The organism is Aliivibrio sp. A6 (assembly GCF_028765505.1).
Classification (GTDB): domain Bacteria; phylum Pseudomonadota; class Gammaproteobacteria; order Enterobacterales; family Vibrionaceae; genus Aliivibrio; species Aliivibrio finisterrensis_A.
Genome location: NZ_JARACR010000026.1, coordinates 1 through 24814, shown reverse-complemented (window position 1 = coordinate 24814; position 24814 = coordinate 1). Strand labels below are relative to the sequence as shown.

At 38.8% G+C, this 24814-nt stretch carries 25 protein-coding genes; 11 read left to right on the top strand and 14 right to left on the bottom strand.

The annotated features are described in order from the left end of the window. Positions 1 to 146: 146 nt before the first annotated feature. The 10 genes from dinB to bolA form a co-directional block, all read right to left on the bottom strand. Positions 147 to 1232 (bottom strand): DNA polymerase IV, encoded by a 1086-nt coding sequence (dinB, locus tag PVK70_RS14515; RefSeq protein ID WP_130044762.1) that lies wholly within the window; start codon positions 1230 to 1232, stop codon positions 147 to 149. 358 nt (positions 1233 to 1590) lie between these two features. Next, the gene (gene nqrM, locus PVK70_RS14510; RefSeq protein WP_130044761.1) at positions 1591 to 1824 is read right to left on the bottom strand and encodes a (Na+)-NQR maturation NqrM; all 234 of its coding nucleotides are present in this window, start codon (positions 1822 to 1824) and stop codon (positions 1591 to 1593) included. A gap of 11 nt (positions 1825 to 1835) precedes the next feature. Beyond that, positions 1836 to 2825: an FAD:protein FMN transferase gene (locus tag PVK70_RS14505; protein ID WP_422836541.1), complete on the bottom strand. Its 990-nt coding sequence runs from the start codon at positions 2823 to 2825 to the stop codon at positions 1836 to 1838. A gap of 202 nt (positions 2826 to 3027) precedes the next feature. Continuing rightward, positions 3028 to 4254 carry an NADH:ubiquinone reductase (Na(+)-transporting) subunit F gene (gene nqrF, locus PVK70_RS14500; RefSeq protein WP_130048762.1) on the bottom strand — a complete coding sequence of 409 codons (1227 nt, stop codon included), beginning with the start codon at positions 4252 to 4254 and terminating at the stop codon, positions 3028 to 3030. A 29-nt stretch (positions 4255 to 4283) separates the two neighbouring features. Then, positions 4284 to 4880 (bottom strand): NADH:ubiquinone reductase (Na(+)-transporting) subunit E, encoded by a 597-nt coding sequence (gene nqrE, locus PVK70_RS14495; protein ID WP_061030474.1) that lies wholly within the window; start codon positions 4878 to 4880, stop codon positions 4284 to 4286. Between the two features lie 7 nt (positions 4881 to 4887). Beyond that, on the bottom strand, positions 4888 to 5520 hold the full coding sequence (locus PVK70_RS14490; protein ID WP_130044758.1) for an NADH:ubiquinone reductase (Na(+)-transporting) subunit D: 633 nt from the start codon (positions 5518 to 5520) through the stop codon (positions 4888 to 4890). Beyond that, complete coding sequence (locus PVK70_RS14485; RefSeq protein WP_130044757.1) at positions 5520 to 6287, bottom strand: Na(+)-translocating NADH-quinone reductase subunit C; 768 nt, start codon at positions 6285 to 6287, stop codon at positions 5520 to 5522. Before PVK70_RS14485 ends, PVK70_RS14490 begins: the two co-directional genes overlap by 1 nt. After that, on the bottom strand, positions 6277 to 7521 hold the full coding sequence (locus PVK70_RS14480; protein ID WP_130044756.1) for an NADH:ubiquinone reductase (Na(+)-transporting) subunit B: 1245 nt from the start codon (positions 7519 to 7521) through the stop codon (positions 6277 to 6279). Before PVK70_RS14480 ends, PVK70_RS14485 begins: the two co-directional genes overlap by 11 nt. 3 nt (positions 7522 to 7524) lie before the next feature. Continuing rightward, positions 7525 to 8865 carry a Na(+)-translocating NADH-quinone reductase subunit A gene (locus PVK70_RS14475; protein ID WP_130048760.1) on the bottom strand — a complete coding sequence of 447 codons (1341 nt, stop codon included), beginning with the start codon at positions 8863 to 8865 and terminating at the stop codon, positions 7525 to 7527. Positions 8866 to 9257: 392 nt separating this feature from the next. Then, a complete protein-coding gene (gene bolA / locus PVK70_RS14470; protein WP_130048758.1) occupies positions 9258 to 9572 on the bottom strand; it encodes a transcriptional regulator BolA in 315 nt (104 codons plus the stop codon). Positions 9573 to 9667: 95 nt separating this feature from the next. Between bolA and PVK70_RS14465 the strand changes: the two genes are divergently transcribed. The 7 genes from PVK70_RS14465 to PVK70_RS14435 all read left to right on the top strand — a co-directional run bounded on the left by PVK70_RS14465 (position 9668) and on the right by PVK70_RS14435 (position 16022). Next, entirely contained in the window at positions 9668 to 10816 is a 1149-nt protein-coding gene (locus PVK70_RS14465) for a methyltransferase (protein WP_130048756.1), read from the top strand. 15 nt (positions 10817 to 10831) lie between these two features. Then, entirely contained in the window at positions 10832 to 11401 is a 570-nt protein-coding gene (locus tag PVK70_RS14460) for a YajG family lipoprotein (protein ID WP_130048755.1), read from the top strand. Further along, positions 11401 to 11961 carry a peptidylprolyl isomerase gene (locus PVK70_RS14455; RefSeq protein WP_130044751.1) on the top strand — a complete coding sequence of 187 codons (561 nt, stop codon included), beginning with the start codon at positions 11401 to 11403 and terminating at the stop codon, positions 11959 to 11961. The genes PVK70_RS14460 and PVK70_RS14455 overlap by 1 nt, the downstream gene beginning before the upstream one ends. A 90-nt stretch (positions 11962 to 12051) precedes the next feature. Then, on the top strand, positions 12052 to 13395 hold the full coding sequence (locus PVK70_RS14450) for an AmpG family muropeptide MFS transporter (protein WP_130044750.1): 1344 nt from the start codon (positions 12052 to 12054) through the stop codon (positions 13393 to 13395). A gap of 283 nt (positions 13396 to 13678) precedes the next feature. Beyond that, complete coding sequence (locus PVK70_RS14445; RefSeq protein ID WP_130044749.1) at positions 13679 to 14434, top strand: outer membrane protein OmpK; 756 nt, start codon at positions 13679 to 13681, stop codon at positions 14432 to 14434. 107 nt (positions 14435 to 14541) lie between these two features. Further along, positions 14542 to 15435, top strand: a complete 894-nt coding sequence (gene panE / locus PVK70_RS14440) for a 2-dehydropantoate 2-reductase (protein ID WP_207216416.1) — start codon at positions 14542 to 14544, stop codon at positions 15433 to 15435. Beyond that, positions 15432 to 16022, top strand: coding sequence for a DJ-1 family glyoxalase III (locus tag PVK70_RS14435; RefSeq protein WP_130044748.1), 591 nt, complete (start codon positions 15432 to 15434; stop codon positions 16020 to 16022). Before panE ends, PVK70_RS14435 begins: the two co-directional genes overlap by 4 nt. A gap of 62 nt (positions 16023 to 16084) precedes the next feature. On the opposite strand, the gene thiI is transcribed toward PVK70_RS14435, so the two are convergent. The 3 genes from thiI to pomA form a co-directional block, all read right to left on the bottom strand. After that, a complete protein-coding gene (gene thiI / locus PVK70_RS14430) occupies positions 16085 to 17533 on the bottom strand; it encodes a tRNA uracil 4-sulfurtransferase ThiI (RefSeq protein WP_130048753.1) in 1449 nt (482 codons plus the stop codon). Positions 17534 to 17676: 143 nt separating this feature from the next. Continuing rightward, the gene (locus tag PVK70_RS14425; RefSeq protein WP_130048751.1) at positions 17677 to 18606 is read right to left on the bottom strand and encodes a flagellar motor protein MotB; all 930 of its coding nucleotides are present in this window, start codon (positions 18604 to 18606) and stop codon (positions 17677 to 17679) included. A 15-nt stretch (positions 18607 to 18621) separates the two neighbouring features. After that, the gene (pomA, locus tag PVK70_RS14420) at positions 18622 to 19386 is read right to left on the bottom strand and encodes a flagellar motor protein PomA (RefSeq protein WP_130048749.1); all 765 of its coding nucleotides are present in this window, start codon (positions 19384 to 19386) and stop codon (positions 18622 to 18624) included. A gap of 278 nt (positions 19387 to 19664) precedes the next feature. Here pomA and xseB point away from each other — a divergent pair, with 278 nt between their 5' ends. From xseB to PVK70_RS14400, 4 genes are all read left to right on the top strand, one after another. Further along, on the top strand, positions 19665 to 19907 hold the full coding sequence (gene xseB / locus PVK70_RS14415) for an exodeoxyribonuclease VII small subunit (RefSeq protein WP_130044743.1): 243 nt from the start codon (positions 19665 to 19667) through the stop codon (positions 19905 to 19907). Next, the gene (gene ispA / locus PVK70_RS14410; RefSeq protein ID WP_165367198.1) at positions 19900 to 20796 is read left to right on the top strand and encodes a (2E,6E)-farnesyl diphosphate synthase; all 897 of its coding nucleotides are present in this window, start codon (positions 19900 to 19902) and stop codon (positions 20794 to 20796) included. Before xseB ends, ispA begins: the two co-directional genes overlap by 8 nt. Before the next feature lie 20 nt (positions 20797 to 20816). Further along, a complete protein-coding gene (gene dxs / locus PVK70_RS14405; RefSeq protein ID WP_130048747.1) occupies positions 20817 to 22700 on the top strand; it encodes a 1-deoxy-D-xylulose-5-phosphate synthase in 1884 nt (627 codons plus the stop codon). A 396-nt stretch (positions 22701 to 23096) separates the two neighbouring features. Further along, the gene (locus PVK70_RS14400) at positions 23097 to 23372 is read left to right on the top strand and encodes a hypothetical protein (protein ID WP_165367196.1); all 276 of its coding nucleotides are present in this window, start codon (positions 23097 to 23099) and stop codon (positions 23370 to 23372) included. Here PVK70_RS14400 and PVK70_RS14395 read toward each other — a convergent pair. Continuing rightward, the coding region (locus PVK70_RS14395; RefSeq protein WP_274441587.1) for an ATP-binding protein at positions 23369 to 24814 on the bottom strand (1446 nt) is incomplete at its 5' end. The two genes, PVK70_RS14400 and PVK70_RS14395, sit on opposite strands and share 4 nt — an antisense overlap.

Genomic DNA, 24814 nt, shown 5'->3' with positions numbered 1-24814 from the left:
TTGCTTATTTTATCAGCTCTACAAAAAATAGCTTATATTACATACAGCTAAAACACTTATAACAATAGCGCTAGAAATAAAAACCTATCGCGCACGACTGGGTCTCATTTTGCAAACATAAGTATCATTATTATTACAGCACGTTCTTAAATCAAACTTAATTGCTGAAAAACCTCTCTATCTTTAAGCATAACACTTACTCCTATCAGTCTAATTTCTCGATTCTTTTGCCTTTCTAACACTTCGATAAGTAACTCTTCAAAAAATGGTAAGGTAAGACTGGAATGAACATGCTCAATTGTTGTTTGTTGAAAATCAGCAAATTTAATTTTAATCCCCTGCTTAGCAATACCTAAAGAACCATTCGCTTTAAGTAAACGTTTTTCTAACTCTGGGTATAATTTAGTCTGAATCACCGACCAACACTCTTCAAAAGAGTGAATATTATGAGTAAACGTTCTCTCTACTCCTACTGATTTTCGATTCCGTTCAGTAATAACTTCTCTCTCATCAATCCCATGCGAACGCTTCCAAAGTGAAGCCCCCATTTTTCCAAACCTTAACAATAACTCTCGCTGTTCGCATCGTTGCACATCATTGCACGTATATAAACCAAATTGGTGTAGCCGCTCTAAACTCACCTTACCAACTCCGGGAATTTTCTCTAACGGTAATCCCTTTATTTCACTCATTACTTTCTCTGGAGTAATAACATATTGCCCGTTGGGTTTATTAAGATCGGAAGCAATTTTAGCTAAAAACTTAAGTGGTGCAATCCCTGCAGAAGCAGTCAGTTGCAACTCATTAAAAATATCTTTTCTGATTTGTTCAGCTATAAGTGTGGCTGAGCCATGTAATAGTGAGCAATCACTTACATCCAAATAGGCTTCATCTAATGAAAGGGGTTCAATTTTATCTGTATAGCGCTTAAAGATACGGTGAATATGAAGAGAGACCTCTTTGTATACCTGCATTCGACCGGGTACAACGACTAAATTAGGGCACAGTTTTAATGCTTTTCCCGTTGGCATTGCTGAGCGTATCCCAAATTTTCTTGCTTCATAATTACAAGTACTTAGAACACCACGTTGCCTTTCGTGCCCACCGACAGCCAGTGGCACATTTCGTAATAATGGGTTATCTCGCATTTCTACCGCTGCGTAAAAGCAATCCATATCTATATGAATTATTTTCCGACCTTTTTTCTCAGTATTTAACTGCGAGTTTTTCATATTTATGCTCACACAACACAACTGTATAAATAAACAGTTAAATGATAGCGCTGAATCATTTCAGATTCAAATAATTAATACCTACATCACGACTTATACCATTCTGGATAAGTAGTTGTTCAGATAATTGCGTAGGAAAAATCGATTATAGCAAGGCATAAATTACAGTAACTAGTGGATCTAATTACACCTAATTTTTGCAAAAAAAAAGTATAACGCTGATATAATCGATTTTAACAAGCAAGAATGATCAAATACTTATGTAGATTGGTATTATTATGATGAGTGATCTCCAAATAAAAAAACAGCACTCAAAGGTGCTGTTTTCATTTAAAGATTACTCGTCATCAAGAAAAAATTATGCGATACGATCTTTTTCCCACGCCGCTAATTTTTCAGCTCGGATGGCTTCTTTGGCTTCACGTTTTTTACGTGCATCACACGGTTCAGGACAGTTACATACCTTATCGATACCAACAGCACCAAGACCGCCACAGCTACCTTTAACGACTTTACGTTGTACAATATAGCCAATAGCCATTGCACCAATAACCGCTAAAAATACAAAAAAGGTAATTAGAAAAGTATTCATTATCTACTCACTTATTTCAAAAAAGGCTTAAAGGCTTCAGATGCGATTTCTTTAAAGCCATCTTGTGTCTTCACTATCATGAAAACAGGGATATTATGTTGTTTTGCGACTTCCATGCCTTTTTCTTCACCTAACACCATTAGGCCAGTTGCCAATCCATCAGCTGTCATCGACGATTTATCAAGCACTGTTACTGAGACAACTTTATTCGCTATTGGTTTACCCGTAATTGGATTGATAATATGGGAGTAACGAACGCCCTCTTTTTCAAAGTATATACGATAATCACCTGAAGTCGCGACTGCGTGGTGACCAGGCTCTATAATTTCTTGAATTGCTCGTTCATCAACGGATGGCTTCTCTATTGCAATACGCCAAGCAACATTTTCTTTGTTATTGCCTTTAACACGCATTTCACCGCCGACTTCAACCATGTAATTTGTGATGCCTAACTCTTCTAAGTAATTAGCAACAACGTCAACTCCCCAACCTTTCGCAATCGTTGATAAGTCTACATATAATTCAGGGATGTCTTTAGTTACCGTTGTTTCTGTCACATTAAGATGTTGAATCCCAACAATCGCACGACGAGCACTTAATTCTTCATCTGTAGGAACAACTTCTGGGCGAGCTTCTGGTCCAAACCCCCATAAGTTAACAAGAGGTCCAACAGTAACGTCCAATGCTCCCATCGTTAATTGATTAAGACGCATCGCCTCTTTAATCACTGTTGCCGTATCTTTTGATACCGTAAATGGTGTAGAAGCAGTACTTTGATTAAAACGACTTAGCTCTGAGTCTTTACGATAAGTCGACATTTGATCATTAACTAATTCTAACTTTTTATCTACTTCTGTTTGAATTGCCTCAACGGTAGGTAAGCCCTCTTGGTCTATAAACTTGATATTATAGCTTGTACCCATGGTTGGTCCATTCAGGTATACCTGTTCACGTTGATCACCGCATCCAGAAAGTAGTACTAGAGCAAAGGATACCAAAATAGCTGTTTTTACTTTATTTACTAAATGAGTAAAACTGACAGTCACTGCCAACTCCTTAATTAAATATAGATAATGCAACAAGGCACAGGAATATAGATTTACAAAACCTATATCCCTGTACTTTGTCAGGTTATATAGAGACATTAATACGAAAAAAGGCTGACTCAGTGATGAGTCAGCCAATATTTTTTACTTTAATGGATTAACCACCAAAGTCATCTAGCAAGATGTTTTCATCTTCAACACCAAGATCTTTCAGCATACCGATAACAGCAGCGTTCATCATTGGTGGACCACACATGTAGTATTCACAATCTTCAGGTGCTTCATGATCACGTAAGTAGTTTTCATAAAGAACGTTGTGGATAAAGCCTGTGTAACCATCCCAGTTATCTTCTGGCATTGGATCAGAAAGTGCACAGTGCCATACGAAGTTTTCGTTATCAGCCGCTAGGCCATCGAAATCTTCAACATAGAACATTTCACGCTTAGAACGTGCACCATACCAGTAAGACATCTTACGCTTAGATTTAAGACGTAAAAGTTGGTCAAAGATATGAGAACGCATTGGCGCCATACCTGCACCACCACCGATGAATACCATTTCATTATCTGTATCTTTAGCAAAGAACTCACCAAATGGACCAGAAATAGTACATTTGTCGCCTTCTTTAAGAGACCAGATGTATGAAGACATCACACCAGGAGCTACATCAGGATTATTTGGCGGCGGAGTTGCAATACGAACGTTAAGCTTGATAATGCCTTTCTCTTCTGGGTATGAAGCCATAGAGTAAGCTCGGATCGAATGCTCATTTACGATTGACTCATAACGGAATAAGTTAAACTTATCCCAATCGCCACGATATTCTTCAGGAATATCGAAATCTGAGTATTTAATATGGTGTGGTTCAGCTTCAATTTGAATGTAGCCACCAGCACGGAATGGAACTTCTTCACCATCAGGGATAGCAAGTGCTAATTCTTTGATGAAAGTCGCTTCGTTGTTATTAGAAATAACAGTACATTCCCACTTTTTAACACCAAAGATTTCTTCAGGAAGTTCAATTTCCATGTCAGTTTTCATTGCAACTTGACATGCTAGACGCTCACCTTCACGAGCCTCACCTTTTGAAATGTGATCAAGCTCTGTAGGTAGAATATCACCACCGCCAGATTTCACTTTCACACGACACTGACCACAAGAGCCACCACCGCCACATGCAGATGATACGAAAATACCCGCGCTACCAAGAGCACTTAATAATTTACCACCAGGCTGTGTAATGATTGCTTTATCAGCATCGCCGTTTACAGAGATAGTAATGTCACCTGATGGTACTAGCTTAGATTTAGCGAATAAAATCACTAACACTAAAGCCAATACAATAATGGTAAACATCGCTACACCAAGAATAATGCTTTGCATTTGTTATTCCTTATTATTGGGTGCTTACCCTACAGTTGAACACCAGAGAAAGACATAAAGCCTAACGCCATTAAACCTACTGTAATGAAAGTAATACCTAGGCCACGAAGACCAGGAGGTACATCTGAATATTTCATTTTTTCACGAATACCAGCAAGTGCTACGATAGCCAGCATCCAACCGATACCAGAACCAAAACCGTATACTACAGATTCAGCAAAGTTATAGTCACGCTGTACCATGAAAGATACACCACCGAAAATTGCACAGTTAACTGTGATTAACGGAAGGAAGATACCTAGCGCATTGTACAAAGGTGGGAAGAAGCGATCTAAGATCATTTCTAAGATTTGTACAAGTGCTGCGATAACACCGATAAAGGTAATAAAGCTAAGGAATGTTAAATCAACACCCGCGACAATCGCATTTTCTTTTAGCAAGTAAGTATAAACAAGGTTGTTCACAGGTACCGCAATTGTAAGTACAACAACTACTGCAACACCAAGACCAAACGATGTTTTTACTTTCTTAGACACAGCTAAGAAAGTACACATACCTAGGAAAAATGAAAGCGCCATGTTTTCGATGAAGATCGATTTAACAAGTAAACTAATATAATGTTCCATTTCGACCTTACTCCTTCGCTTCTACTTGTTCAGGTCTAATGATACGGATAGCCCAAATCATAAAACCAATTAAGAAGAATGCAGATGGTGCTAGAAGCATCATGCCGTTTGGTTGATACCAACCACCGTTAGAAACAAGTGGAAGAACCTCTACACCAAACAGTTTACCTGAACCTAAAAGCTCACGGAAAAATGCAACAGTCATCAATACAAAACCGTAACCAAGACCGTTACCAATACCATCAATAAATGATGGAAGTGGTGCAGACTTCATTGCGAACGCTTCAGCACGACCCATTACAATACAGTTTGTAATGATCAAGCTTACAAATACTGAAAGCTGTTTAGATATATCGTATAGATATGCTTTCAATACTTGGTCAACAACGATTACCAAAGAAGCAATGATCGCCATCTGAACGATGATACGAACGCTGTTTGGCATGTGGTTACGAATTAGCGAAACGAATAAGTTAGATAAAGCAGTAACAAATATTACCGCTAAAGTCATAACAAAAGCCGTTTCAAGTTTAGTAGTTACAGCTAGAGCCGAACATACACCAAGAACTTGAAGCGCGATCGGGTTGTTATCCAACACCGGCGCTAAAATGCTCTTTTTAATTTCTTTAGCATTAGCCATTAGTTCAGTTCTCCATTACGAACTTTAGTAAGGAAAGGACCGAAGCCATCATTACCTAACCAGAAGTCAAATGTGTGTTGAACACCATTAGCAGTTAGAGTTGCACCAGAAAGACCATCAACACCGTGTTCAGAACCTGCTGGAGCACCGCCTTTAACAATCTTAATTGCAGGGTTATGATTTGCATCATACAGTTTCTTACCTACAAATTGTGCACGCCACGTTGGGTTTTCTACTTCACCACCAAGTCCCGGAGTTTCCGCTTGATCGTAGTAAGTAATACCAGCAACAGTGTTACCATCAGTTTCAACAGCAACAAATGCATACATCATTGACCATAAGCCAGTACCGTGAACAGGGATAATAACTTTAGACACGTTATCGCCATCTTTAACTAGGTAAACAACACCTACATTAGCACGACGAATAATGTTTGCTTTATCTTGTTCAGCAGTTAACTTAATTGATTGTTTTGGATCTTTAGCCGCTTTACGTTGATCGTAAGTTGCTGCATCACCTTCAACAAAATCACCCGTTTTGAAATCAACAAGACGAGGCTCAATGTTTGCAGCGAACAACTCAGGAACTGAGCCTTCACCAGTAACACCAGCAACTTGAATGATTTTGCTTTGCTTATCTAGCACGGCATTAGCTTGCTGCTTAGGTTTAAGAACAACAGCAGCAGTTGATACGATGATTGAACACACTAAGCTCAAACCAATAACAACACCGAGTGTTTTTTTAATGCTATCGTTATTACTTGCCATAGCGTTTTAGTCTCCGTTTCACGTTACCTTCAACTACAAGGTTATCAAACAGTGGAGCAAATAGGTTTGCAAACAGAATAGCTAACATCATACCTTCTGGGTATGCTGGGTTAACTACACGGATCATTACAGCCATAGCACCAATTAAAATACCGTACCACCACTTACCTTTACTAGTAAACGATGCCGATACAGGGTCTGTAGCCATAAAGATCATACCAAACGCAAAACCACCTAAAACTAGGTGCCAATGCCAAGGCATGCTAAACATTGCGTTTGTATCAGAACCGATCAGGTTAAACAGCGTTGACACTGCAACCATACCGATCATAACACCCGCAATAATGCGCCAAGATGCAATACGCATATAAACGATCATTAGGCCACCAAGGATCAGAGCAAGAGTCGAAACCTCACCAATTGAACCTGGAATATTACCAATAAACGCATCCATCCAAGAGATAGTGTTGCCAGTAATTGTATTAACTAAACCGCCTTGACCACCTTGCGCCCATTGGCTAAGTGCTGTTGCACCAGAGAAGCCATCAGCTGCAGTCCAAACCGCATCACCTGAAATTTGAGCTGGGTATGCAAAGAATAAGAATGCACGACCCGCAAGTGCTGGGTTAAGGAAGTTACGACCAGTACCGCCAAAAATCTCTTTAGCAACAACAACACCGAAGGTAATACCTAACGCTGCTTGCCATAAAGGAAGTGTTGGTGGAACGATCAATGCGAACAGAATAGAAGTAACGAAGAAGCCTTCATTTACTTCATGCTTACGCACCATACAGAACAATACTTCCCAGAAACCACCAACGATAAATACCGTTGCGTAGATAGGTAAGAAGTAAGTAGCACCCAGAAGCATGCTACTGCCCCAGCCAGCATCGGAACTTACGGTACCGCCTAACATTTCGGTTAGCCAGTAGTGCCAGTTTCCAGAGATAACTGCAGCTAGTTCAGCACCAGAATACATGTGCTCAAGAGCAACGATTGCTTGGTGACCTGCGTTATACATGCCCCAGAATGTAGCTGGGAATACCGCAAACCACACCATGATCATGATACGTTTTAAATCAACGCTATCACGAACATGAGAACCACCTTTAGTTACTAAACCAGGTGTGTAGAAAAGTGTTGCTGTTGCTTCATATAAAGCAAACCACTTCTCATATTTACCGCCTGGTTCAAAATGATGTTCAACTTTTTCAAATAAATTTAAAAGGCTCATCAATTACCCTTCCTTCTCGATGGTATCCAAGATCTCACGAAGCATTGGACCATACTCATATTTACCAGGGCACACATATGTACATAGACCTAGATCATCTTCATCTAATTCTAATGCACCTAAACGTGCTGCACTGTCAACATCGCCAGCACAAAGATCACGTAACAACATCGTTGGTTCCATATCTAATGGCATTACACGCTCGTAACTACCGATTGGTACCATTGCACGATCACTACCGTTAGTAGTTGTCGTCATGTTAAATACTTGACCTGAGAATACATGGCTTAGGAAAGAACGAGTTACTGAGAACTTGTTTTTGCCAGGAACAGCCCAACCAAACAACTCTTTTTCACGTCCTTCACGAAGAACAGAAACTTGTTGATGGTAACGACCAAGATAAGCGTGAGGACCTGAAGCTTGAGTACCGTTAAGTACTGAGCCAGAGATAACACGTACTTCACCAGGCATCACTTCACTGTCAGTCAATTCAAGTAAGCTAGCACCAGTAATAGTACGAACTAAACGAGGATTATTTACTGCAGGACCAGCTAAAGATACGATTCTATCTGAGTAAATTTCACCCGTTAAGAAAAGTTGACCAAATGCGATCACATCTTGGTAGCCAATGCTCCATGCTACATTCTTTGTATCTACAGGATACAAGAAGTGCATGTGTGTACCTGCTAGACCTGCTGGGTGCGGGCCATCAAATACATGTTCTTCAACATTCTTTTGAGAAGAGCGAGGTAAGCTACCGCCTTTTTTACATACATATACTTTCTCACCTGTTAATACAGATAATAAGTCTAAGCCTGCAACAAAAGCCTCTTCTTGTTGGTTAATGATCACTTCTGCATCAGCTGCTAAAGGATTAGTATCCATAGCAGTAACAAAGATAGCCTTTGTTTCAGAATCGATCGCTGGAACCTTGCTGAACGGACGAGTACGTAATGCAGTCCATGCACCAGAATCAACCAGTTGTGTTTTAATCGTTTCACGATCAAGAGACACTAGTTCATTCGCTGCATAGCTATTAAAAGTAACCTGCTCTTCGCCTTCAACTGCAATTACTACAGATTGAAGTACACGCTTCGCACCACGGTTAATTTCAATAACCTTACCACTTACTGGAGCAGTAAAAATAACGCCTGGATTCTTTTTATCAGCAAAAAGAACCTGACCTTTTTTTACTACATCTTCCACGCGGACATGCATCGTAGGACGCATACCAACGTACTCTTCGCCAAGCAAGGCGACTTTAGTGATGGATTTACCATCATTAATCACCTGAGTTGGAGCTCCTGCAATAGGAAGGTCCAAACCCTTTTTTATTGTAATCATACGCACTTGCACTAATTTTATGGGAAAAAAGATTCTATATAAGACACGACATTACTAATAGGTTTAATACTGTTAATTCGAAAATCGCAGCACGTAACATTTTAGTAATATGCTTTTTACATAAATACGAAAAAGCTGTTTTAAGGCCGAAGATTCTATCATTTTTTATGGTGAAAATGCCATGTTCAATCTCCAGATTCCTACTATTTTTTGCTATTCATTGTTAAAAGTCATTGAAACATGTTGCGTATTTTAGACCAAGTGCACAATTCTTGTTCAAAATCAAAAAATACCACCTAAGTAGTATCCATTTCGATAAATAGCCACTTTTTAACATATCGCATCATGATGCATTTATTTTATGTTAAAAAATAAACATTTCATTTTCAAATTTAACCTTTACCACCACCCATGCAATCAGGAGATGTTGGCACTCGCTCATTATCTAGCACTTCCCACTCCGCTTCTGTATAAGTGTGAATTGCTAATGCATGAATATGGTTTGCAAGCTCATCAGCCAAAATGGTATTAATCATACGATGGCGTGCTAATAATCGCTTACCATCGAATTCATCACTTACTGCAATGACTTTAAAATGGCTTTCAGATCCCTCTGGTACATTGTGCATAAAGCTCTCATTTAAGACTTTTAGATAAGAAGGAGAGAGTTCTGAGCGTAATTTTTGTTCAATTTGATGCTGAATCATATAATTCCTTTCTTTATTTGAATTCTTCTGTTTCCACTTTATACACCATTTGCGACAATAGCTAGAAGCCTTCCCTATTTGAAGATTGAATCATTATGAAAACAGAACTGTGTCTACTTGACCGAAGCCTAAATTTACAACGTTACCCTAAACGTGCTCAAGAACTACTGCAAGCATGGGATGCTGGTGATGAATACCTAATTAAGCATGTTGAGGAAGAATTAAAGTTAGAAGAGGGAAAAAATATTCTCATCTTAAACGATAACTTTGGTGCTTTATCTTGTTGGTTCTCTGAAAAACACAACGTAACCATGATGACTGACTCTTTTGTCTCTCAGCGTGGTACATTAAAAAACCTTCAACGTAATCAATGTAACCGTGTTCAGTTAATCACTTCAACTGAAGAAATGCCTCAAGGCTTTGATCTTGTTCTCATGCAAATTCCAAAAAATAATCGCATGTTAACTTGGCAACTTCAGCAACTTCGTCAATCTATGAGTGCTGACTGCCCTATTATCGCTGTAAATAAAGCAAAGGAAATCCACAATTCGACTCTTGAGTTATTTGAAGATTTCTTAGGTGAAACAAAAACCTCTTTAGCTTGGAAGAAGCACCGTCTAGTATTTTCAAATGCAAATGCAACTAACCCTGCAACCATTGCAGAAGCGGTATGCTGGAGTGTAGATAATGAAGACATTGATCTATTAAACTACCCAAATGTGTATTCTGGAGAGCGTTTAGATCAAGGTGCTCGTTTTATGCTTGAGCATATTCCGGTTGATCCTGAGTTACGTCATATTATTGATTTGGGTTGTGGTAATGGCGTTCTTAGTGTTAAAGCAGCTCAACTAAACCCAGAAGCTCGTATTACCTGTGTTGATGAGAGCTTTATGGCCGTTGAATCTGCTCGTCGCAACTTAGAAGTAAACTTAGGTAAAGAGCGTCAATTTCAATTTATTGCTAATAACTGTTTGGATGGATTTAAAAAACACAGTAGCTACCTAGTTTTATGTAACCCTCCATTCCATCAAGGCCAAGCGATTACTGATCATATTGCATGGCAAATGTTCTGTGATGCTAAGCACATCTTATGCAAAGAAGGAAAATTATTAGTTATTGGAAACCGTCATCTTGATTATGATGATAAATTATGTCGATTATTCGGTGAAGACAACGTCACCACTATTGCTAGTAATTCAAAATTCGTTATTTTAGAAGCCGTTAAAGCTGAAAAATCAAAATAAAAAAAGGATATTCCAATGAAAAAGGCCATTATTGCCCTTTCTGCTCTATTTTTAGCTGCATGTTCTGCTCCTTCAGATCCTCAATTGGATATAAAACCAGTTGCATCAAGCAATGCACACCAGATCGTTGAAAATATAAAATTAACTCTGGATAGTAGTGATTTACGTACTGCGCAATACGTTGCAGTGATTGATAATGGACGCCAAAATGTTCAGCCAATTCATGCAAAACAAAACCTACGAGTTACGCTTGAAGATGCTCTCTCTACTCAATTAAAAAATCAGGGATTTATCGTTACTGTTGATAGCGATAACACGTTACGTCTAGACATCATTGAAGCATTAGTTAGTGTTCAACACTCATTAATGAGCAATGAAATAAAGACACAAGTAAAGCTTCAAATCACAGCAGAAACACCAAGAGGAAAGTTTGTAAAAACCTACAACGGCGTTTCTGAAAAATCAGGCTCTATGAGTGCAGATAACCAAGATATCGAGCAAGTATTAAATGATCTTCTGAATGCAGTATTAGACAAAATTGCCGTTGACGAAGAACTACAAACTTACATCAAAGGTAACTTTTAATGGTTAAAATGATTTCAAAAGCAGCTGTCATTGTCGCTGCTCTTATGACGAGTCAAGCTGCACTAGCTGAATCAGTGAAGTTTGATACTACGTTAGGCAGTTTCACTGTAGAGCTGAATTCAGAAAAAGCCCCTATTTCTGTGGCTAACTTTCTTCGTTATGTTGAGGACGGCAGCTATGTCGGTACTCAATTTCACCGCGTGATCCCAGGGTTTATGGCTCAAGGCGGTGGTTTTGATAAAGACATGCTAAAAAAAGCAAGTTACGGTCCAATTAAGAATGAAGGCAATAACGGGTTAAGTAACGACACTGCAACTATTGCAATGGCTCGTACCAATAACCCAGACTCTGCAACTCGCCAATTCTATATTAATCTAAATAACAACGGGTTTTTAAACGCAAACCAACGTCCACCAGGTTATGCTGTTTTTGGTAAAGTTACGCAAGGTTTTGAAGTAATTCAAGAAATGGCGACAAAACCAACAAAAGCATTGCCAAATGGAATGCGTGATATCCCAGTTGAGCCAATTATCATAACTAAAGCAACATTAATTAAGTAATTTAGTTATTATTGATTCTGTTTCATTATCAAAGCAGCTTACGAGCTGCTTTGTTTTTTCTCATATAAATATAAAAACAAGGAGCGTTTCATGTCTCAATCCATGCAATGGAAATCAGCGATTAAAAGCTACATGGATAAACGCCTACTTTGGGTCTTCATGCTTGGCTGCTCTAGCGGTTTTCCTTGGGTATTAATTGGCTCAAACATGTCGGGTTGGTTAAAAGACGCAGGGCTTACTCGCGCCGCTATTGGCTATTTTGGTTCAGTCTTTGCTGTTTATGCAATAAACTTTATGTGGGCACCTTTAGTTGACCGTGTAAAACTTCCTTTTATTGGTAATAAACTAGGGCAACGCCGTAGTTGGATTTTTCTTTGCCAAGCTATCGTACTATTTTGTACCTTACAAATTGCAGGCCTAGATCCATCAAATAATTTAATGCTGGCCTCAATGTTTGCTTTGGCGATTGCAACCGCTTCTGCTACTCAAGATGTTGCTATTGACGCTTTTCGTATCGATACCTTCCCTAAATCAGAATCGACCAAGATGCCACAAGCCTCTGCTATGGCCGTCATTGGTTGGTGGACAGGTTATTCACTTCCAGGTTATTTAGCGTTTGTTAATGCGGATAGCATAGGTTGGAATGGTGTTTATTATGGAATGGCTGGGATCGTCGGGTTATTGATGGTATTTACTTTACTCGTTGGCGAGCCAAAAACTAAACGTGATGAACTGCAACATGAAGCAGAAGAACGCCATAATAAACTCGTGGGTTCTAAAGTCGCAGCTTGGTTTACGGTAACCGTTATTGAACCGTTCTATGATTTCTTTAATCGTAATGGCGTAAAAACAGCTTGTACTCTATTACTGTTTGTTTTTCTTTTTAAAATTGGAGAGGCCTTCTTAGGCAGAATGTCGATTACCTTCTATAAAGAAATTGGATTCAGTAATGAACAAATTGGTTATTACTCAAAATTAATTGGTTGGGGGGCTACCGTCTTCTTTACCCTATTAGGCAGTTTGATCAACGTTCGATTCGGCGTAATTAAAGGATTAATGATCGGCGGTATTGCTATGGCTGCAAGTAACCTAATGTTTGCTCTCATTGCTAATGTGGGCCCTAATGAACATCTATTCTTGGCTACAATTATCGTTGATAACTTTACAACGGCATTCTCTACGGTTGCCTTTGTCTCTTTCTTAACGATATTAACTGGTGAAGCGTTCTCTGCAACCCAATACGCTCTACTTGCTTCATTAGGTAATTTAGGTCGAACTACCTTAGCGTCATTCAGTGGAGAATTAGCTGACTACTTAAATAGTTGGCCATTATTCTTTATATTGACAGCAGTAATGGTGATCCCAAGCTTAGTTATGCTGCTTATGCTTAAAGGGCATTTCAAAGCCCTACTTGATAAAGCTCAAGGTTCTTAAACGCTCAATTTAGATAACATATCCACTATCAAAGCCTCTATATCTCGGAGGCTTTTTTGTTTGTGTTCACAATTATCTGTCAGAATAATGTCAACTGGGTGATATAGATCACCTTAATGTCAAAGTCGAATTTATAAACACGATCAAGATCTACATACAACATTAGAGTTACATTGGTTGCATTTAAAAAAGTGAACTTTATCGATATCATGTGCACATCTTAAAAACAGTACTCAACCTACTGACCTATTATTCTAGTAATACTAACTATAGAGATGCCATTATGCGTAAATCCCTTTTAGCTCTATCTGTTCTTGCTACCACTGTTGCTATCCCTGCTCAAGCTGAATACCTATATGGTTTCGGTAGTATGTATACTGACTATCAAGTTTGGGACCATGGTTTTGGTAACGATGCTGATAACAACGGTAACGATATTTCAGGACGTAACCAAGCTGTAATTGGTATTGAAGGCGGTGCGGCATTTGATTGGGGACAAATCTACGGTTTCTATGACTACGAAGGTGTTGACCGTGCTCAAGATAAGCGCGGTGCTTCTGCAAAGGGTACTATTCACTACAACCTTACAGAGTCAGGTATAAGCTTATATGCTCAAGTATATAATACTGATTTTGATGAATTTGGAGCTCATGAGCAAAACCGAGTTCTAGGTCTAGGCTATACTGGCTTAAAAGGTGATGGTTGGGCATTCACGCCATTCATCGGTACTCATCAAATTAATGCTGATGCAGAGATCCGAGGCAATAATGGTGGTATGGCTGGTTGGGTTGGTTTCTATAATACTGACTTAATGGGTCAAAACTTTACCTTCTCTACTTGGGGTGAATATGAGTTTGGCCGTATGGATGCATATGCAGAGCAACAAGGCGGTGATTGGGGTCTAAACGGTAGTGCGAATGCTATGTGGAACTTCCATAAAAACTGGTCAACAGGCGTTCTTTACCGTTTCACTGTAAATAAACTAGCTCGTAAAGATTATCAAGATCTTGTTATTTACCGCTTACAATACAACTTCTAATCTAATTTAGATTATTAATTTTACTAAGGCGCTCACCATGAGCGCCTTTGTTTTTTCTAATAAACCTATTACACTTCTCTCATTATTTCTTCTATCTGGATTTACCTGTGAATATCACTATTCTTGGTCCCGGCGCAGTAGGTTCCTTGTGGGCATGCTACCTTCAAAAAGCAGGACACAATGTCTCTTTATGGACAAGAAATTCCATTCCTTCTGAACTTCCTCTTTCTTTAAGTGCAAAAGAAAATTCCTCATACGCTTTTTCTTGTAATAATAAAGAATCACTCTCTCAGTGTGATCTGCTTTTTATTACAGTAAAAGCATGGCAAGTTGAAAGCGCATTGCTTCCTTTACTTCCGTTACTCTCAAAAGACACCATCTTACTGTTTATGCATAACGGTATGGGAGCAATTGATGCGATAAAAGACCAAATTAGCCATCACCCTATTTTACAAGCCACCACAACACATGGCGCATTAAAAGAAAGCTCACACAAAGTAAAACACACTGGAATGGGTCATACCGTTATTGGTCCATTCAACTCATTGGGTAATCAATGCCAATTTATCCAAGAGGTGCTTACTCATAGCTTACCAAGTACCGAGTGGAACCCTGAAATTAAGGTCGCATTATGGAAAAAGCTTGCCATTAACTGTGCGATTAATCCACTAACTGCAATTCATCGATGTCAAAATGGGGGGTTATCTCAATCTGACATTCATCAAGATGTCGTTCAAGTATGCTGTGAAGTACAGCAAGTATTACAACAAGAAGAAGTCATCCTATCTCAGTCAGAACTGCTTTTAACCGTTAATCAGGTCATTTCTGCAACCGCTGAAAACTACTCATCGATGAACAGAGATTGCTTTTATCAACGAAAAACTGAAATTGATTTTATTACCGGGTTCTTATTACAAAAAGCAAAACAACATGGAATATCAGCATCAACCAACCAAACGTTATATAATCAAATAAAACAATTAGAAGAGAACTTCCTATGACAGCAAAAATTCTCGTATGCCTTGCTCCTGGAACCGAAGAGCTAGAAGCAATTACGGTTATCGATATTCTAGAACGTGCTAAATTTGATGTAACGATTGCCAGCACCGCTTTTGATGGATCATTAACCATGAAAGCTGCTCAACGTGTCACTCTGACTGCTGATGTGAAATTAGTGGAAGTCGCTGATGAAGAGTTTGACTGTATTGTCCTTCCTGGTGGCCTAAAAGGTGCAGAAAATTTCAGAGACAGCACTCTTTTGATCGAAATGCTAAAACAACAAAAATACGATGGTAAATGGGTTGCGGCTATTTGTGCTGCTCCTGCTGTCGTGCTTCAACATCATAATTTATATCCAGATGCACGCATGACTTGTTACCCAGCCTTTATGGAAGCCATCCCTGAAGAGAACCGTCGAATCAAACGTGTTTTTACTGATGTATTAAATCATTTAATTACAAGCCAAGGTCCTGGCTCTGCTCTTGAGTTTGCTATGGAGATCGTAACATTATTAGGTGGAAAAGAGCTAACTGTAAAATTAGCTGCAGATCTAGTGACTCTACCAAACTTAAATTATCATCAAATCTAGCACCAACAAAAAAAGGGAGCTGATTACTCAACTCCCTTTTCAATATCAGTAGTAATTACACACTATGGACGGTAAACTTTTACGTTCTTGTAGCCATTTTCAATTAACAATAAAGCTTGAAGACGACTCATCACACCGCGCTCACAGTATAATAAGTACTCTTTAGATTGGTCTAAATCACCAAACTTAGTCGCTAATTTAAAGAAAGGAATATGAGCAATTTCAATACCATCTAGTACTAGAGGTTTCTCATCTTCTTCTTCTGCGCTACGAATATCAAGAACAACAACATCAGAGCCTAGCTCAGATACCATCTCCACTTCTGTTGCTTGCTCTTGGCTTTCTTTTTCGATATCACGAATATCCATTACTCGCGCATTATAAACGGCTTGCTCAAGAACAGAGAAATCAAACTTCGCTTCTTCTTTCTCTAATTTCTCTTTCACCGCTTTTACTGTTGGTTTCTTAGAAATCACACCACAGTATTCTGGCATTGTTTTCGCAAAATCTTCAGTACCGATTTCACGAGCTAAATCAATAATGTCTTCTTTATCCCAGTTAATTAAAGGACGCAGAATCAATGAATCGGTTACGTTATCAATATGACGTAAGTTCGTTAGTGTTTGGCTAGATACTTGACCTAATGCTTCACCAGTAACTAAACCTTCGATGCCAAATTTCTCAGCGACCATACCGCCCGCACGCATAAACATACGTTTTAAGATAACACCCATTTGGCCATCATCAACTTTCTCTAAGATCTCAGCAACCACTGGATCAAAATCGACAGAGATAAATTTAACTTTTGCTGATGAACCGTATTTTTTCCACAAGAAATGAGAAACTTGTTTTACGCCAATCTCGTGAGCTGGGCCACCTAAGTTAAAGAATAAGTAGTGAACTTTTGAGCCACGTTTGATGTGTAAGTAACTTGAAACACCCGAGTCAAAACCACCAGAAATTAAACTTAATACATCCTCTTGTGTACCAAGAGGGAAGCCGCCTAAACCTTTATGGCGAGCAATCACTAAGTTCAGTTTTTCATTCTCAACTTCAAACTTAACCGTTACTTCAGGATTCTTTAATCGTACTTTTGCTGATTCAACCGCTTGATTTAAACCGCCACCAACATAACGCTCTAATTCAATAGAAGTAAATTCATGTGTACCACGGCGTTTAGCACGCACACAGAACGTTTTACCTTCAATGATCTCACGATTCATCTCTAAACATTGTTCATAGATATCGTGCATATCCGCAAAAGCACTCTGTTTAACTTCTAGTACATGGTGAATGCCTGGAGTATGAGTAACAGCCGTAAGTACTTCATTACGGTATGTACCATCAAGACCTGAAACTTCAATGTAATCACGACGGTTAATCACTTCAACGCCTTTTGTTTCGCGTTTAATGATGCTGCGTAAATTCGTTTCAAGAATACGAATAAAACGCTTACGTACTGAATCACTTTTTACAAAAACTTCTGGGTGTGGCTTAACGATAAACTTCATATATAGGCTTCACTGATGTGGAATAACAATCAAAAGGTTAGACTAAATGGATTTAAGACCTAATCTAAGGCGCAAGATTATACCGAAAAAAAAGGTGAGTTGCTAATTCAACTCACCTTTCCATTTACTTGTTGCTTTATGTTTTACTGCTGAGTACTAGGTACTTCATCACTCTCATGCGCTTTACCTTGCATGATGCTGATTTCAACTCGACGGTTACGAGCTCGCTGAGCCACCGTTTTATTAGGTACAAGAGGCTCTGTCGACGCCATTCCTCGAACACGTAAACGGTCACTTTCAAAGCCCTTCACTCGTTCCATTTCATGAGCAACAGAAACTGCGCGTTGAGCAGATAAATCCCAATTAGAACGGTATAACTCCGAATCTAATGGTTGATTATCAGTGTGTCCAGATACTCTAATAATCCCTGGAACATCCTTAACCAACTCACCAATTTGACGGATAAGAGGACGAAATTGAGGCTGTAAGAATGCAGAACCCGCAGGGAATGCGCCCTTTTCACGAATTCGAATCACTAATTGCTGCCCCAAATTCTCAACTTCTAACGCACCATCATCAATTTCACGTTCTAGTGCTTTTTTGATGGTTTCTTCTAACTCTTGTTGTGTTTGGCTTTGGCTTTCTGACTCTGACTCACTTTGAGAATTAGTCTGCGTTGAGGTAGAAGATGACTCTCCTCCTGTTTGCTTACCTGCATCACGTTTTGTACCACCAGCACGATCAGACTCGCCATCATGAAAATCCAATGTCTTCTGAGGGATATCTATCGTTTGTTGCATGATCACTTCAATCGGTGTTGGCTCAGGGCGACCAGGTCGAAACTCTTGCGCAATAACACTGGTTCCTTTAGGTATATCTTTTACTTCAAGTACGTTTTGAACACCAAATGCAAACTTCATCGAACCTGCTATTTGCTTAAATTTCAATACATCCATTTCAGAAAAAGAAAGTAACAGTACGAAGAAACACATTAATAGCGTTGCTAAGTCAGCAAATGTTGCCATCCATAAAGGGGCACCAGGAGGACATTTACACTTATCTTCATCTTCCATTGCTAGCTCCTAGTTTTATTCTTCGCCAATATCAACAACACGCTTCTTCTCGTTTAAGTAATTACGTAGGTAACTATCAATAACACGAGGGTTCTGACCATCTTGAATAGCTAAAATACCATCAAGGATCAAACGTCGATTTAATTTCTCTTGTTCTTTACGTAATTCTAATTTATGCGCAATAGGGAATGCGATCATATTTGAGATAACAGAACCATATAATGTTGTTAAAAGTGCAACGGCCATTGCTGGACCAATCGATTTAGGATCGTCCATGTTTGATAACATACCTACCAAACCGATAAGCGTACCAATCATACCCATTGCCGGCGCCACATCGCCAAACGCGTTAAATACACCAACCCCACGCTCATGACGTTCGTTAGTCAACGCGATGTCTTTTTGTAATGTTGCTTTAACTACTTCAGCATCGTGTCCATCAACCAATAAGTCGATGCCTTTTTGCATGAATGAATTACTGATCTCTTTTTCTTCTAATGCTAAAAAACCGCCTTTACGAGCAGCATCGGCCATTTCAACGATCGTCACAATTAAATCAACTGGCTCGTCCGTTTTAAACATAAATGCTTTTGCGGCAATTTTACCTGCGCCAAAAAATTGGCCTACGGTAAACTTCATCAATACAACGAAGACAGAACCACCCATTACAATCAGTACCGATGTTGTATCCATAAAGATGGCTAAGCCACCGGCCAGTACCATTGCCATGATAATAAATGCAAAGCTACCAACTAAACCTATTAACGTTGCTAAATCCACAGAGCGCTCCCCTATCTTGCTGCTTGTGTTTATTTATAATGTGCTAAGCAAAAAACAAGCCATAAAAATCACCCATTTTTTTGCCGCTTATCTCTTATCGACCGAACGTATCAATGGTTTAATTTTTTTATTAAAAAAGACAACACCACCAATGGATTGTTTGAAATTTAACCCCTAACGCGTAAATTCTACTTTAATGTATCACTTTCTTACCACTTCAATTGACCCTTTACGTACTCTGAGTTACCTTTCTTGGATCATTTTAAGAGTGAATCATTATGGCTGTAAAAAAACCTGAAAATTTATCGTTTGAAGCGGCAATTGAAGAACTGGATTCTGTCGTTAACCAATTAGAGGGCGGAGATCTGCCTCTTGAAGATGCTCTGAAGAAGTTTGAGCGTGGTATTGCCCTAGCTCGTGCGGGACAAGAAAAGCTGACTCAAGCTGAGCAACGTGTCGATATTCTTCTTCAAGCTGATGATAATGCTGAACTAACCCCTTTTGATACTAATGATGATTGATTCACTAAAACAACAATTACCTATTTATCAACAACGTAACATTGAACAATTGCATCAATGGCTTGATAAAATTGAAATTCAACAGCAACCTTTGACTGAAGCGATGAAATACGCATTACTTCTTGGAGGTAAACGCGCTCGTCCTTATCTTGTCTATATCACGGCAAAAATGTTAGGTGTACCGACTGAACACACTGATGCAGCAGCGGCAGCAGTTGAATGCATACACTCATACTCTTTAATTCATGATGATTTACCAGCAATGGATAATGACGATTTACGCCGAGGTCATGCTACTTGTCATATAAAGTTTGATGAAGCTACCGCTATTCTTGCCGGTGATGCCTTACAAACCTTAGCGTTTGAAATTCTAGCTAATGGTTCATTAACCGCAGATGCTGAATCTTCTCGAATTGATATGATCCGCGTGTTAGCAAAAGCCTCTGGAGCTTCTGGTATGTGCATGGGGCAATCTCTTGATTTACAGGCTGAAGGGAAGAAAGTTAACTTGTCTTCTTTAGAGCAGATTCACGCTCATAAAACGGGAGCATTAATAAAAAGTGCCGTTCAACTTGGTGCATTATGTGCTGGGAATAAGGGCAAAGCAATTCTCCCTCAACTTGAAACCTATGCCGACGCTATCGGTTTAGCTTTTCAAGTTCAAGATGATATCCTAGATATTACTAGCGATACTGAAACTCTCGGAAAACCTCAAGGTTCTGATCTAGAATTAGAGAAAAGTACTTACCCTGCCTTACTTGGCCTTGATGGCGCTCAACAGAAAGCAGAGCAATTGTACCAAACCGCAATTGAAGCATTGAATGATATCCCTTATAACACGGATGCAATGCAAGCGTTCGCCCAATACGTCATTGAGCGTAAAAACTAAAACAGATAAGCGCTAATATTATGTCATTAGATATTTCAAAATACCCGATTCTGGCTTTGGCAAATACACCAGATGAATTACGCTCTTTACCTAGAGAAAGCCTGCCTGCTTTATGTGATGAGCTACGTACTTACCTATTAAATTCAGTCAGTAAAACAAGCGGACACTTAGCGTCTGGTCTTGGTGTTGTTGAGTTAACCGTTGCTTTGCATTATGTGTATAACACGCCTTTTGATCAACTTATTTGGGATGTTGGACATCAAGCTTATCCTCATAAAATCTTAACCGGTCGCCGTGAACAGTTATCTACTATTCGCCAAAAAGACGGATTACACCCATTTCCATGGCGCGGTGAGAGTGAATACGACGTATTGTCTGTAGGACATTCATCTACCTCAATTAGTGCCGCCTTAGGTTTAGCTATTTGTGCTGAAAAAGAACAAGAGAACCGTAAGGTCGTTAGTGTTATTGGTGATGGTGCAATTACCGCAGGCATGGCATTTGAAGCCTTAAACCACGCAGGTGATATTCACCCAGATATGTTAGTTGTCTTAAATGACAATGAGATGTCAATTTCTGAAAACGTAGGTGCATTAAACAACCAATTAGCACGAGTACTTTCAGGAAGCCTATATACATCAATTCGTGAAGGTGGCAAAAAAGTACTTTCTGGTACCCCAACGATTAAAGAGTTATTAAAGCGCACGGAAGAACACTTAAAAGGCATGGTTGTACCTGGCACCATGTTTGAAGAACTAGGTTTTAATTACATTGGTCCTGTTGATGGACATGATGTCAACGAGCTTGTTCATACCTTAAAGAATATGCGTAATTTAAAAGGACCGCAGTTCTTACACATCATGACCAAGAAAGGAAAAGGCTACGAGCCTGCTGAAAAAGATCCTATCAGCTACCATGGTGTTCCAAAATTTGACCCAAAAGACAGCTCATTACCTAAATCGTCTGGCGGCAAACCAACATTCTCAAACATCTTTGGTGATTTCCTTTGCGATATGGCTAAAGAAGACGATAAGTTAATGGCCATCACGCCTGCTATGCGCGAAGGATCTGGCATGGTTCGCTTCTCTAAAGAATACCCAAGCCAATATTTTGATGCCGCTATTGCAGAACAACATGCAGTGACACTTGCCAGTGGTATGGCTATTGCCGGTTACAATCCGATTGTTGCTATCTACTCAACGTTTTTACAACGTGGTTATGACCAGTTAATTCATGACGTTGCGATTATGGATTTGCCCGTGATGTTTGCGATTGACCGTGCAGGTCTCGTGGGCGCAGACGGTCAGACTCACCAAGGTGCTTTTGATATCAGCTTTATGCGCTGTATTCCAAATATGGTTATCATGACGCCAAGCGATGAAAATGAATGTCGTCAAATGCTATACACTGGCCATAAGCATACTGGACCAAGTGCAGTTCGTTACCCAAGAGGCAGCGCAACTGGTGTTGATGTTGATAAAACAATGCAAGCGCTAGAAATTGGTAAAGGCCGTCTACTTCGTGAAACTAAAATCACGGAAAAAGGAGAACGTGTTGCTATTTTAAACTTTGGCACTTTCTTAGAAAATAGCCTTGTGGCAGCTGAAAAGTTGGATGCTACTGTTGCAGATATGCGCTTTGCAAAACCACTCGATGAAGCCTTACTATGTGAATTAGTAACGAGCCATGATGTATTAGTTACTATTGAAGAAAATGCAATTTCAGGTGGTGCAGGTTCGGGTGTGATTGAGTTCTTGATGAAGAACCGCTTAATTAAACCAGTTCTACAATTAGGTTTACCAGATGAGTTCATTGCTCAAGGTACGCAAGAAGAAATGCACACCGAACTTAGATTAGATGCGCAAGGTATTGAAAAACAGATCAGAGACTATCTGGATCTCTAAGTAATCCTTGTCTAATTTTCAGTAATACATAAAAAATGCCACAACTTTGTGGCATTTTTTATATCTAGCTAAACAGCAATTTAGTCTAATTTGTCTTCTTTCGGCAAAAACTGAGCAATGCAATATACTTTCTTATACCATTCTGGATAAGTAGTTGTTCAGATAATTGCGTAGGAAAAATCGATTAGAGCAAGGCATAAATTACAGTAACTAGTGGATCTAATTACACCTAATTTTTGCAATAGAAAGGTATAACACAGATATAATCGATTTTAACAAGCAAGAATGATCAAATACTTATGTAGATTGGTATTAGACATAAGATTTCCTTGTGTTATTGACTGTCGTTCATTTATCTTTCATTATCACCCTACGATTAATTGTATGGTCAACATAATGAAATCAGACGTAGATAAAATGCTTAATAAACACCAACAACTTACGCACAGTGTTGATATAAAAGTTACATCCCATACTCAGCGTGATATTGGAGAATGGGTGCAGCATACCATTATGATTGAAAACTGTAATGTCCCATTCAAATTTAATCGAACAAAACCCTACCAATCTCTCAAAGGGGCAAAGGTAAATATCACTTATTACCCAAGCGTAGAAATACTAGCGGGTTTTGAAATAGAAATAATGAAAGTAGTTCGAATTAAACGCAGCTAATTTCGACACTGAAGCTTATAAAAAACTAAAGCATCTAAAATAGACTTTTCTTTTATTGGCTTAGTTATCACATAATTTGCACCAGCACTTAAAAACTCATCATTAGACTCTTTTAATACATCTGCTGTATAAGCATAGATAGGTATATTTGATTTTAATACTCTACGAATATATTTTGTTGCTTCAATACCACTCATTTCAGGCATTTGATTATCCATAAGAATAAGGTCGAATGAAGCCTCTAAGAGTCGATTAATGCCATTCTGAGCAGAAATTTGCCAATCCACACTTAAACCATATTTTTGACAATAAGCCTTAGCGATATAAGCATTAGACTTATTATCTTCAATCAAAAGTACATTTAAGCCTGTTGGCAACAAAGATTCGTAAGTATTACTTTGGCCCTCAATGCTTGTATCTACTGTTTCAATAACAGCAACAGGGACTTGTACATAAAAAACAGAGCCTCCACCAGATTTGCTTTGGACACTAATTTTCCCATTCAATAAATTCAACAACTGTTTTACAATGGCTAACCCTAACCCACTACCACCAACCCGTCTTATTTCTGTTGATTCCGCTTGAATGAAGGGCTCAAATATTAACGCCTGTTCCTTTTGGTCCATACCTATTCCGGTATCTGCCACATCAATATAAAGGATAATTTGGTCATTCTTTGTTTTTAAAGAAAGCGTCAATTTAACATTACCAGACTCAGTAAACTTAACAGCATTACTTAATAAGTTGAATAATATTTGAGTTAGCCTCACCTGATCTGAATTGATTAATGCATTTTCATCGATTTTATTATGGATAATAAAATCGATTCCCTTCTCACAACAAAGAGGAGTATATATTGCGTTAATTGTTTCTAATACGTCACTCAATTTAAATGGTTCGCACGATATATTGAGTTTATCTTGTTCTATTTGAGAAAAGTCAAGCACATCATTTAACACAGCAAGAAGGTGCTCACCTCCCTGGTGAAGTATTGCTATTTGCTTTCTTTGTTCAACGGTTAAATCACTTTGTTTTAATAAACTAGAAATCCCAAGGATACCATTTAAAGGTGTGCGTATTTCATGACTCATTCGAGCTAAGAAATCTGATTTTACTTGTGTGGACTTTTCAGCAGCGGCTTGAGCTTTATAACTTTCTTCTTTTGCTTCAATTAATTCAATAAAGGTTTCTTCTAATTTATGCCCGATATTATCAAACTCAAGAATGCCACTACCCTGATATTGGGTATCCGAATTTTTTTTCGAAACATCATCTGCATATTTTAGCAATGAATTAAGTGCTAATACTATTTTATGCTCAAACAGACCTCTAATTAATACAGCGATAGCGATAAGAACAAAAAATGAAAGGACAACACTATAAATGAATCGCTGCTCCAGCATTTCTATATTCTTTTTATTTTTCAAAGTTAATATAGATAG